Source organism: Buchnera aphidicola (Cinara strobi), from assembly GCF_900560745.1.
In the GTDB taxonomy this organism is placed as follows: Bacteria; Pseudomonadota; Gammaproteobacteria; order Enterobacterales; family Enterobacteriaceae; genus Buchnera_F; species Buchnera_F aphidicola_AJ.
This window is the reverse complement of record NZ_LR025085.1, coordinates 199,876-213,179: the sequence shown is the minus strand read 5'-3', so window position 1 is coordinate 213,179 and position 13,304 is coordinate 199,876. Positions and strand designations below refer to the sequence as shown.

Annotated in this window: 10 protein-coding genes; 5 read left to right on the top strand and 5 right to left on the bottom strand. The window is 22.1% G+C overall.

Annotation, left to right across the window (positions count from 1 at the left end; genetic code table 11):
* Positions 1-2 precede the first annotated feature (2 nt).
* The 4 genes from trpA (at position 3) to sppA (ending at position 4,462) form a co-directional block, all read left to right on the top strand.
* The gene (trpA, locus tag EAO23_RS00905) at positions 3-818 is read left to right on the top strand and encodes a tryptophan synthase subunit alpha (protein ID WP_158349062.1); all 816 of its coding nucleotides are present in this window, start codon (positions 3-5) and stop codon (positions 816-818) included.
* 111 nt (positions 819-929) lie between these two features.
* On the top strand, positions 930-1,685 hold the full coding sequence (locus EAO23_RS00900; protein ID WP_158349061.1) for a YciC family protein: 756 nt from the start codon (positions 930-932) through the stop codon (positions 1,683-1,685).
* 57 nt (positions 1,686-1,742) lie between these two features.
* Positions 1,743-2,144 carry an acyl-CoA thioester hydrolase YciA gene (gene yciA / locus EAO23_RS00895; protein WP_158349060.1) on the top strand — a complete coding sequence of 134 codons (402 nt, stop codon included), beginning with the start codon at positions 1,743-1,745 and terminating at the stop codon, positions 2,142-2,144.
* 449 nt (positions 2,145-2,593) lie between these two features.
* Entirely contained in the window at positions 2,594-4,462 is a 1,869-nt protein-coding gene (sppA, locus tag EAO23_RS00890) for a signal peptide peptidase SppA (protein WP_158349059.1), read from the top strand.
* 277 nt (positions 4,463-4,739) lie between these two features.
* On the opposite strand, the gene lipA is transcribed toward sppA, so the two are convergent.
* From lipA to mnmA, 5 genes are all read right to left on the bottom strand, one after another.
* On the bottom strand, positions 4,740-5,690 hold the full coding sequence (gene lipA, locus EAO23_RS00885) for a lipoyl synthase (RefSeq protein WP_158349058.1): 951 nt from the start codon (positions 5,688-5,690) through the stop codon (positions 4,740-4,742).
* A 92-nt stretch (positions 5,691-5,782) separates the two neighbouring features.
* On the bottom strand, positions 5,783-6,400 hold the full coding sequence (lipB, locus tag EAO23_RS00880) for a lipoyl(octanoyl) transferase LipB (protein WP_231996024.1): 618 nt from the start codon (positions 6,398-6,400) through the stop codon (positions 5,783-5,785).
* 495 nt (positions 6,401-6,895) lie between these two features.
* Positions 6,896-8,845 (bottom strand): exoribonuclease II, encoded by a 1,950-nt coding sequence (locus EAO23_RS00875; RefSeq protein ID WP_158349056.1) that lies wholly within the window; start codon positions 8,843-8,845, stop codon positions 6,896-6,898.
* A gap of 315 nt (positions 8,846-9,160) precedes the next feature.
* Positions 9,161-9,925 (bottom strand): enoyl-ACP reductase FabI, encoded by a 765-nt coding sequence (locus EAO23_RS00870; protein WP_158349055.1) that lies wholly within the window; start codon positions 9,923-9,925, stop codon positions 9,161-9,163.
* A 135-nt stretch (positions 9,926-10,060) separates the two neighbouring features.
* Positions 10,061-11,164 (bottom strand): tRNA 2-thiouridine(34) synthase MnmA, encoded by a 1,104-nt coding sequence (gene mnmA / locus EAO23_RS00865; RefSeq protein ID WP_158349054.1) that lies wholly within the window; start codon positions 11,162-11,164, stop codon positions 10,061-10,063.
* 307 nt (positions 11,165-11,471) lie between these two features.
* Between mnmA and lepA the strand changes: the two genes are divergently transcribed.
* Positions 11,472-13,265 (top strand): translation elongation factor 4, encoded by a 1,794-nt coding sequence (gene lepA, locus EAO23_RS00860; protein WP_158349266.1) that lies wholly within the window; start codon positions 11,472-11,474, stop codon positions 13,263-13,265.
* Positions 13,266-13,304: the final 39 nt, after the last annotated feature.

Genomic DNA, 13,304 nt, shown 5'->3' with positions numbered 1-13,304 from the left:
TTATGAAATCTAGATATAAGTTTTTATTTCAAAATTTATCTTTAAATAATGAAAATTGTTTTATTCCTTTTGTTGTATTAGGAGATCCTTCTATACAAGTTTCTTTAAAAATTATTGATCTATTGATTAATAATGGAGCAGATGCCTTAGAATTAGGGATACCATTTACCGATCCTATAGCAGATGGTTTGATAATTCAAAATTCACATATCAGAGCATTACGTAATAAAATTACCTTACAGCAATGTTTTAATATGATAAATATTATTAGAAATAAACATACTAATATTCCAATTGGATTATTAACTTATTCTAACTTGGTTTTTTGTAGAAAAATACCTGTTTTTTATTCTCTTTGTAAATCAAATGGCATTGATTCTGTATTGATCGCTGATTTACCGTTAGAAGAATCGCTTCCTTTTCGTAAAAATGCAAATAAAAATAATGTTTCGTCAGTATTTATCTGTCCTCCAAACTCTGACATTAATTTTATAAAAAAAATTATTAAACATAGTAAGAGTTATATATATCTTGTTTCTCGACCAGGTATTACAGGGGAACAAAAAATTAATTCAGATGATTTTTTGAAAAAAACAATAAAAAAATTAAAAAAACATCAATCACCACCTATTATGCAAGGATTTGGTATTTATAAAAGGAATCAAATAAAGAGTATTTTAAGAAACGGTGTAAATGGAATTATATGCGGGTCTTGTATTATTAAGATAATAGAAAAAAATCTCGATGATACATATCAAATGATGAAAAAAATTAAAAAAATTATAATTATGTTTAAAAAAGAAACAAAGAATATTTAAATTTATAAAACTAAATAAATATTATTATAAAAATCTTATTGCTGATTTAAAAAACAATAACATTATTTATTTTAATAAAAATATATTATTTATTTCATATAAGGAGAATATATGTTATCGAACATATATATTATAGTGCACGACGCGCGTAAATTTTTTCATGAAAATATAATAAATATATTGATGTTATCAATTTTTAGCGCATTAATAAGCGTAGCAATACAAAAATTCTTTAGTATTAATATTACTGAATTATTAATATTATATAATAATCATTATTATAAATCTTTACCTTTAAAAAAAATAATAATGGATATGCAGCTTGATCAAAAAAAAATTGTTTTTTATATGAAATATATAAATATTATTTGCATAATTTTTAGTCATGCATTTTTATGTACTTCAATTAAATATTTAATAAAATCTTTTCCTTTAAGTTTTTTAAAAAAATCTTCTTATATAATCATGAAAACATTAAAGTATTTTTTTTTATTAATGCCAATTATATGGCTTAAATTAACTTTAATAGAGATTGGATCTAATTTTTTTATAATCTTTAATTTAATTGTTCATATTTTATTTTCATTATCACCTATTATTTGTTTAATAGAGAAAAAAAACATCTTAGATTCATTACATAATAGTTTAATTATTTCATGGAAATATATATACGTGATTACACCTGCTGTTTTATTTGGATTAATGGTAAAATCATTAATGATAGTTATTTTTAAGACAATTTTTATTTTTCCGACATATATAAATTTTTTTATTTCTGATGTTATTTTGAATATAGGATTTATTTATGTGACGATATATTTATTTAGGTTATATCATTTTTTTAAAATAAAAAATATTATTCAATAAAAATTGATAATACAAATAATCAATAATAATTAACCTATAACTTTACCAGTGAACCTAATGTTAAATTATAAAAACTACAATATAATAAATAATGAAGATTTAGTATTAAAAACTATTGCTATGCCATCTAAAAAAAATGTTAATGGGAATATTTTTGGAGGATGGATTATGTCTCAAATGGATATTGGAGGAGGTATTTTAGCTAAAGAAATATCAAAGGGTCAAGTATCTACAGTACATGTAAAAAATATAAATTTTTTAAAACCAATCTCTGTAGGTGATTTAGTATGCTGTTATGCTCGTTGCATAAATATAGGAAATACTTCTATTACTACACAAATAGAAATATGGATTAAAAAAATAAATTCCCATCTATTTGGTAAATCATATTGTACAACTACAGCAATATTTATTTATGTTGCTATCGATCAATGCGGGAAACCTAGAAATTTCCAATAAATGCTAAAATAAACAAAATACTTATTTTTTTATAAAATTCTTATTTGAATAAGAATTAATAATACTTTTTTATAAAAATTAATTAATTATAATTTTAAAAAATTACTTTTAAAAAGTATCAAAAAATAATTTTATTCAAATAAAAATTAGAATACTCATTAATTCTAAATAAATTAATTAAAAATTTTTATTTTAATAAAATAGTTTTTAAAAACTGTTTTTTTGTTTTAAATTTACATTGGTAAATTTTTATTTTTTATAAAAATGAATTTTACTTATTATTTTAAATAAATATATTTTAATATATATATTTATATAAAGATATATTTTTAAGAAAGATATTATCTTTATATCATAACATGTAAATTATTTATATATGTCCATATAATAAAAATGTTTATATAAAATATTTTTAAAGAATTAAATGATTAGGGGAGTTTATATAAAAAATGACAATATTTTTTAAAGCTATAGCAAAAATTCTGATATGGGTATATAAATTATTAAAGTTTATTAGAGAAGTATTCTTTAATATAATACTACTACTCATTATCAGTGTTTTTATTTGGATAATGTGGGGAGATAAAAAAAATAATTTTTTTTCTGATAACAATAATCAACACGGGGTATTAGTTATAGATTTAAAAAATGTATTTGATGAAATCCCTATGTCAGATATATCTCAAAAAATTAATCCCTTTAATTTTTTTAATAACAATGATGACAAAAAAATACATATTTCTATTTTTGAAATAGTTAAACAAATTCAACAAGCTGAAATTGATCCAGCAATTACTGGAATAATATTAAAAGCAGAAAACTGTTTTTCTTGTAATCAAGTAGTTTTAGAATATCTTGGAAAAAAATTACAGCACTTCAAGAAATCCAATAAACCGTTTATCGCTATTGGGGATAGTTATTCACAAAGCGAATATTATCTAGCAAGTTTTGCAGATAAAATCTTTTTGTCAAAAAACGGAACGGTTCAAATCAATGGTTTTTCAAATAATAAATTATACTTTAGAGATTTATTTAATATATGTAAAATACACTTACATGTGTTTAGAATTGGAAAATATAAATCTGCAGTTGAAACATTTCTAAGAAATGGGCCATCTTCAAAGGCGAAAAAAATAGATCAAAGTATAATTCAATATAAATGGAAAAGTTTTTTGCAAACTATAGCTTGTAATAGACATATTACAATACAAGACATTTGTCCCAATCCTAGTGTATTCTTTCATCGATTAAAAGATCATTATAATAATTATTCTCAATATGCGCTACACTATCATTTAATAGATCATATTATTAAAAAAAATAATATTATCGAACATTTGAATAATATTTTTAAAAAAAATAAAAATGAAAAAAATATTCATTATCTTGATATTCATCAATATCATATTCGAGAAAATATAAAAAAAATATCTTCAGATAAAATTAAAATAATTATGGCTAATGGAATTATTGGAGGCGATTCTGATGATTCTAAAAACATGGATATTGATAATGTTTTAAACGAAATATATTATGCGAAAAATAATAATGATATTAAAGCTATTGTTTTAAGAGTTAATAGTCCTGGAGGGAATGTAGGAGATTCTGAAAAAATAAGACAGAAGTTACTTGAACTACATAAATGTCATAAACCAATTGTAATTTCTATGGGAGAGGTTAGTGCTTCTGGTGGTTACTGGATATCTACTGCAGGTGATTATATCATTGCTCATCCAACAACTATTACTGGTTCTATTGGAATTTTTTCAGTTATTCCAACAATAGAAAAATTATTATCTACTTTTGGTATAAATGCACATAGAATAAGATCTCAATATTTTAGTGAATTAAGTATATTCCACGATTTATCTTATCAAGATAAACAAAAAATTTTCTTAAATCTTTCCAATGGATATAAAAAATTTATAAATCTTGTGGCAAAATCTCGCCATAAAACATTAAAGGAAGTTCATTTAATTTCTCAAGGAAGAGTATGGTTAGGCGCTCAAGCTAAAAAAATAGGATTAGTAGATCAAATCGGGGACATAGATACAGCAATTGAAAAAGCTGCTGAGTTAGCTAAAATCAAGCATTATAATGTAATGTGGCCAAAAAGAGAACCAACTTTTTTTAAACAGTTAAAAACTAAAATGAATTTATCAATTCATTCTAGTATTAAAAATATTTTTCAAATATTTTTTTCTAAATCATTAGTAGATAAAATCTATACATTTTACAATAATATTTATATAGTATTTAATTACTTAAAATTAAATAAATTATTTGTTCTTTATTTAGATAATTATAATTTTATATAATAAAATTATAAAAAATAACATATAATTAAAAACACCAATAAAAAATTAGATAATATTTTTTTTGGTGTTATTATTAATAATAATAGATTCTTTTATTCTTTAATAAAAATATGTTTTTATTAAAAATATATATTTTTAAAATATTAGACTGATATAAATATTTTTTAAAAATTTTTATAAAAAAAAATTCATTTATTTGTTCATTAAATAAATCTAATGAACAAATAAATATTGTATTTTAATTCATAAAATAAATTTCATACAAAAATAATACATATTAATGTAATAAATACTGTTTATGCGCATGATATGACGAACGAACTAAAGGTCCACAAAATACTTTATCAAACCCTAAGGATAAAGCTATATCTTTAAGTATAACAAACTCTTTAGGGGTAACATATTTTTGAACAGATAAATGATTTTGACTAGGTTGCATATATTGCCCAATAGTAATTACGGATACACCAACTGATTTTAAATCTTTTAATACATCAATCACTTCTTGTTTACTTTCTCCTAAACCAAGCATTAATCCAGATTTTGTAGGAATTTTAGGACACATATTTTTAAATTTATATAATAAATTTAAGGAATTGTTATAATTTGCTCCAGGGCGAACAATAGAATATAATCTAGGGACATTTTCAATATTATGATTAAATATATCTGGTGGATATTTATTGATAACATCTAAAGCTACTTTTTCTTTTTTTCTAAAATCAGGGACAAGAATTTCTATTTTAATATCTTTTTTTTTTCGAATTTCGTAAATACAATTAGAAAAATGTTGAGCTCCTCCATCTTTTAAATCATCTCTAGAAACTGAAGTTAAAACTATATATTTCAGATTTAATTGAACAGCGGTATTAAATATTTTTTTAGGTTCTTCTGTATCTAAGGCAAGAGCTCGACCTTTTTTAACTGCACAGAAAGGACACTTTCGAGTACATATATCCCCTAAAATCATAAATGTTGCTGTTCCTTGATTAAAACATTCTGGTAAATTTGGACATTGAGCTTCTTCACATACTGAATGTAATGTATTTTTTTTTAAAATTTCTTTTACTTTATTAATTTTATTAAAATTAGATGGTAATCGTATTTTTAACCAATTAGGTTTTTTTAAAATTGATTGAGTAACATTGGAGGGTAAAATTTTAGAAATCGTATGTACATCTATATCTTCTGTTTTATTGAACTTAGTATATTTTTTTTTGTAAACCATATTTTTTTCTCTATATTTACTTTTTAATTTCTAATCTCGATTATATAGGTAATAATATCTTATTAATTCCATATATCTTATATACAAAATTATTAATCATAAGTTACTAAATAATTAAATAATTTACAAAAATTTTTTATAAAAATATTTTTTATTTTTTGCATAGAAACATTTTTTTTAAAATGATCTACTTGAGTCATGATAATAGTTTTATTTCCACAGGGATTAATATAACTAAAAGGAGTTAAATCCATTTTTATGTTGAGTGATAACCCATATAATGAACAACCCCGAGTAATCCTAAAACCTAATGAACAAATTTTTTTTTTGTTAACATATATACCCGGCCATAAATTATTTAAATGTGATAATATATTTAATTCTCTTAATAATTTTATAATAAGTATTTCAGAATTTTTTACAAATTTATAAAATTTAATTTTTTTTCTTCTGAGATCTATTAAAAAATAGATAACTAATTGACCTGGTCCATGATATGTAATTTTACCACCTCTATTTGCATATAAGACAGGTATTCCTTTTATATTTGATCCATAGTTTTTTGTTTCTAATAAACCATAAGTAAAAACAGGAAAATGCTCTACAAACCATAATTCATCAATTGAATTACTATCTCGTTGATTAGTAAAATCTTTCATTTCGCGATTAATTTTTAACCAATCACATAAACCTAAATCTCGAACAATCATATTCATATTTTTTATAAAATTATATAAATTAAAATATTTAATATATTTTAATTTTTATGAAAGAATAAAATTATTTTTTTAAAAATTACTTATTAAAAATAAAAAAATAATTTTTATACTAAAGACATCGTATTTTTTATATATAAACACAAACTTAATATTAATTGTTTATCTAAAAATTAACCATTTATCAAGATATAACCTTATAAGGAGAGTTTTAAAGAATTTCAAATCATAATATTAAAAAAAATCAAGATTAAGAAAATTATAAATGAATCAATAAAATTTTATTAAAGATTGATTTAATTAAATCTATAATAATAAAAAAATAAAAAATTTTATATATAAGAATTAATTGATACTTTAATACTAAATATATTTTTTAAAGATAAAATATATAAATTATTATTAACGGTCAATAAATATTTCTATTCAAAAATAAATAATTAGTTTTTATACTCAAAAATATATTTTTAAAATTAACATATTAATATGTTAATTAATTAAAGATGCAAATATCGTTTTTTTTTCCTGATTAATATATAGTATTTTGACTGTAATAATATCAGATACTTGATAATAAATTTTATTTCTTAAATATATCATACCACATTCCGGGCTACATATTAACTCTTTACGAATCTTATGAATATAAGAAGCTGGGATAAAAATAAAAGCACCATTTTTTAATAAACGTGCACGTAAACCTCCTTTAAAAACATCTACAATTTTTGCTTGATAAAATTTATTATGATGATCTATGTTTTTAAAAAATTTTATATACAACCATTCTTCTATTTCTTTTGCTGCCATACGCATTTTACGTTTTCTATTAATAATATTTGATATAATTGTATTATTAGGAGGGGTAATTCTTTTATTTCCCATTATTACTGATTTAATTAATCGATGATTAATCATATCGCTATATTTTCTAATAGGAGACGTCCAGGTAGCATAAGAAGATAAACCTAATGAAAAATGTGGTTTAGAAAAAATACTAATTTCTCCAAAAGATTGGAATCGACAAATACGATAATCTAAATATCCATTGGATAATTGATTTAATAATCTTTTTAGTTTACAAAATCCTGATAAAGTCATAATCTCTTCTATAGAATAAGAAATATTATATTTTTTTAAAAAAAGAACTACATTTTTTGCATTAAAAATATCAAAACCAGTATGCGCACTATATAATCCAAATCCTAACTTTTTTTCTAAAAAATATGCAGCACAGATATTAGCTGAAATCATTGATTCTTCAACTATTTTATGAGCAATACGTCTATTTTCTATAGATATTTTTAAAACTTCCCATTTTTTAGATAAATGAAATCTATATTCTGGACGATCTTGAAATATCAAGGCATTTTTTTGTCTCCATAAATTTCTAATATTATATATTTGTTGTAACAACAATATTTGTTTTTCAATCCTTATGTTCTCTGGTTTCCATGAACCAGATTTTTCTAGCCAATTGGATACTTGTTCATAAGACAATTTACTTTGAGATTTAATCCATGCTAAAAAAAATTCTATTTTATCCATAATAATATTTCCATTATCGTCAATAATAATGCGACAAGCTAATACAGGTCTTTTTACCTGAGGAAATAGAGAACATACATCTTCAGACAATTTTTTTGGTAGCATGGAGATATTAAAACCTGGCAAGTAATTTGTAAAAATACGTTTTTTTGCTATGAAATCAACTTCAGTATCAGCTAATATATATTCTGTCGGATCAGCTATAGCAACAGTAAGAATCAATCTATTAGAACTACTTTTTTCTACAAATAAGGCATCATCAATATCTTTTGTATAGCAGTTATCAATGGTAATAAAATCTAAACTAGTCAAATCTACACGATTATCATTAGGAATAGTTTGTTTCAATAATTCTATAGAATTAATGATAGGTGATGTTAATTCTAAATTATGTCGAGATAAAATTACATACCATGGTGATAATGGATTATTTTTTTCAGAGATAAATTTTTTTATATGTGCATAAAAATGATGACTATTCTGTAACTTGTGTTTTTTTAACTCTGCTACTACCCAGTCTCCATTTTTCCAAGATCTAGATATCGAAGTTTTATATCGATGAAAAACAATATCACGTATATAAGGATAATAAGATCGTATATAAATACAATTATTTTTTTTTACAATAGATCCAATAAATATTTTTAAAAATGATTCTATCAATTTTTCAGGATGAAAAATTTCTTTATTATTTTCTATTTCAATTGATCCTGCTATCCTATCACCATGAATAACTTTTTTCATATTTTTCTGAGGAATAAAATATGTTGTTTTAGAATCAACCTCTAAAAAACCAAAACCTTGAGAAGTACTTTTTACAATTCCCTCTACTATAAGTTTTTTTTTACGTAACTGATTTTTTAATTCTATAAGCAAAGAATTATCCTGAAACATATCGTTATAGCCTAATTATTTTAATTGTATTAAAAATAGCATTTAAATCGATATCTGTTACATTAAAAATATAAGTATATTTAAAAAAAAATAAATTTTATTTATTTAAAATAAAAATAGTTACAAAAAAATATTTATTTAAATTATATTAACTTAAATTTATAATAGTAAAAATATTACATATCAATAATTTGAAGATTAAAATACTATTCACAAAAATATTTAATTTTATATAATCAATAAAAAAATTAAAAAACAGTAATTGACTCTTATGAATTTAAATATTTATTTATATTTTTAGTGTTTTATATAAAATTAAACAATATTATTTCCAGCATCTACATAAATAACCTGTCCGGTAATACCGCTAGATAAATTAGAACATAAGAATGAGGCTACATTTCCAATTTCTTCAATTGAAACAGTTCTTTTAAGAGGACTATAATTTTTACATTTTTGAAATATTTTATAAAAATTTTTTATTCCGTAAGAAGAAGATGTTTTTATTGGACCTGGGGAAATTGCGTTAATACGTATATTTAATTTACCCATAGAATAAGCTAAATATCGAACATTTGCCTCTAATGATGCTTTTGTAACACCCATTATATTATAATAAGGAACATATTTTATGGATCCAATATACGATAAAGTTAAAATAGTAGAACTTGAATTAAGAAATTTTTTAGAAATTTTAGCAATAGCTACTAAGCTAAAAGAGTTTAGTTCATGAGCATTTAAGAAATCTAAACGATTAATAATCTGCATATAATCATAATTAAGTTGAAAAATAGGGACGTATGCAATAGAATGAACTATTCCATCAAATAATCCCCAGATATTAAATAGATTATTGAATAAATTTTTTATTGAATCATCAGAATTAACATTACATTCTAAAATAATGTTAGATTTAACACTTTTAGCTAATTTTATGATATTTTTTTTTGATTTTTTACTATTATATGTAAATGCTAATTTTGCTTTTTGTTTATACATAGAGGTAGCAATACCCCAAGCAATAGAAAACTTATTTTTTACACCAAAGATTAATATCTTTTTATTTTTTAATAAAGTCATAAGCTAAACAATTATCCGTATAATATTATTAATCAATCAATTTATATTAAAAATACAATTAAATATTTATTTTCTTTAATCATATCATGAATTAATTTATTCTAAATTAATATAACGTTCATGTATATTATTTTTTTATGGTAAATACGGTATATTTTTTTTTATAATTGCTCCACCTAAGCAATGATCATGTAAGTAAAATACTGCAGATTGACCTGTAGTAACAAATAAACTAGGTTTTTTAAAAAAAACCTGTATATATTTTTTTTGATTCTGTTTAATAATTAAGCACATATGGGGTTTCTGCCTATACTTTATTTGTACTTCACATTGTATTGGAAATATATATGTATTAAGTGAAATCCAAGAAATTTTTTTTATTATAAAACCAAATGATAATAAATACGGGTTTCTAGATCCTTGAACTACTGTAATAGTATTTAAATAAATATTCTTTTTTACTACATACCAAGGATACATATTTTTATTTTTTTTTCCTCCAATTTTTAAACCTTTTCTTTGCCCAATAGTATAATACGAATAACCAGAATGCAATCCTAAAAATTCCCCGGACATTGTAATTATTTTTCCTATTTTAAATGGTATGTATTTATTAAGAAATAAATGAAAGTTTTTAGGTTGAATAAAACAAATTCCAGTAGAATCTTTTTTATTAGCTACACTTAATTGAATTTTTTGTGCTATTTTTCGTATTTTTGATTTATGAAAGTTTGCTAATGGGAATAAAACTTTTGATAAAGTATTGGACTGTATTGTATAAAGAAAGTAACTTTGATCTTTATTTTTATCTGTAGCTCTGTATAAACAATATTCATTTCTAATTTTTCTAATATCGGCATAATGACCAGTTGCAAAATAATCTGCCTTTAAACATTGAAAGGCAAAATTAAAACAAATATTAAATTTTATTACTTTATTACATAAAATATCTGGATTAGGAGTTCGTCCCTTTTTATATTCAACAATGAATTTTTTAAATACTTTTTCCCAATATTCCATAGAAAAATTAACTGTATGTAAAACAATACCTAATTTTTTACATACTGAATTAGTATCAATAAAATCTTTTTTAGAAGGACAATGATCCTGAAAATCTTCTTCATCCCAATTTTTCATAAATAAACCTTCTACTACATATCCTTTTTTTAATAACAGCCAAGCTGAAACAGACGAATCAACACCTCCTGACATTGCTAAGATAACTCTTTTTTTTTTCATTTTTTCTCATTTTTTTTAAAAAGAATGTAATTATTTTTTATACATTATAATTTAACATATAAAATTGTTTCATTATATTAGTTATTCGATATTATATTCAATTTAATTGAAATTTAAATAAGTAAAATAAAAATTTTTTTTATATCAGAATTTTATAAAAAATATTATATATAGGAAAATATTTTTACTAAAAAATTTTTATTAAAAAGATTTAAATTACATACAATCATAAAATAATAGTGTATTATTTATATAAATAAATTTTATTACCCTTACATGACAATAAAATGGTATATATAGTTATATGATGAAATATATAAGAAATTTTTCTATTATTGCTCATATTGATCACGGAAAATCTACTGTATCTGATCGTTTAATACAAGCATGCGGTGGATTATCTGTTAGAGAAATGTCGGAACAGGTATTAGATACTATGGAGCTAGAACGAGAACGAGGTATTACTATTAAAGCGCAAAGTGTTGCAATTAATTATACCTCAAAAAAAGGAAAAAATTTTTGTTTAAATTTTATTGATACACCAGGACATGTTAATTTTGCTTATGAAGTGTCTCGTTCATTATCAGCTTGTGAAGGAGCATTATTAATTATAGATTCTACTCAAAGCGTACAAGCTCAAACAGTTGCAAATTGCCATAGTGCTTTGCGAATGAAACTATCTATTTTACCTGTTTTAAATAAAATTGATTTACCAAATTCTCAACCTGATCGAGTTTGTAGAGATATAGAAAATATTATTGGAATATCTACAAAAAATATTGTTTGCTGTTCAGCAAAAACAGGACAAGGGATACCTGAATTATTAGAAAAAATTATTACAGTTATCCCGGCTCCAATAGGAATAGAAGATAATCCTTTACAGGCATTAGTAATTGATTCTTGGTTTGATAAATACTTTGGAGTAGTATTATTAATACGTATTAAAAATGGTTTCATAATGGTTAAGGATAAAATCCTAGTCATTAGGACAAAAAAAATTTATAAAGTTGATCAACTAGGAGTATTTACTCCGAAAAGAATATTTAAAAAGTCTTTATTTTGTGGAGAAGTTGGATGGATAATTTGCGGAATTAAAAATATTTCTTCTATACAAGTTGGGGAAACAATTACATCTTTTAAAAATCCTTCTTTTAAAATGTTATCTAGTTTTAAAAAAATAAAACCTAAAATTTACGCTGGAATATTTCCTATTAAAAACCACCAGTACAATCAATTAAAACAAGCTCTTAATAAACTTCAATTAAATGACTCTTCTTTATTTTATGAATTTGATAATTCACAAGCATTAGGTTTTGGATTTCGATGTGGATTTTTAGGTATGTTGCATATGGAAATTATTCAATCAAGATTAGAAAGAGAATATAATATAGAAGTTATTTTAACAGCCCCTACAGTAATATATGAAATTATATTAAAAAAAAATAAAAAAAAAATTTATTTAGATAACTTAGAAAAATTTCCTAAAAAAAACTTAATTCAAGAAATCAGAGAACCAATAGCATTATGTAATATTCTTACCCCCACTAAATATATAGGAGAAATTATTAATTTATGTATTAAAAAAAGAGGTATTCAAATAAATTTAGTATATCATGATAAAACAACTGTTATTCAATACGAAATTCCATTATCTGAAGTAATTTCTAATTTTTTTGATCAACTCAAATCTATATCTAGCGGGTATGCTTCACTAGAATACAATTTTATTGGATTTAAAAAAAGTGATTTAGTTAAAATTGATATATTGATTAATTCTACAAAAATCATAGCATTATCTTCTATTTGTCATAAAAAAAATTCTATTTTTATAGCAAAAAAAATAATAGAAAAAATTAAAACAATCATACCTAGACATCAATTTAATGTTCCAATTCAAGCTGCTATTGAAAACAATATTATTTCCCGAACTACTATTCAACAACTAAGAAAAAATGTATTATCAAAATGTTACGGAGGGGATATTAGTCGCAAAAAAAAATTATTACAAAAACAAAAAAAAGGAAAAAAAAGAATGAAAACTTTCGGAAATATTAACCTTCCTCAAGAAATATTTTTTTCTGTTCTAAAAATTGACCAATAACCTTTAAAAATAGGATTCCATACATGAAATATATGTTCC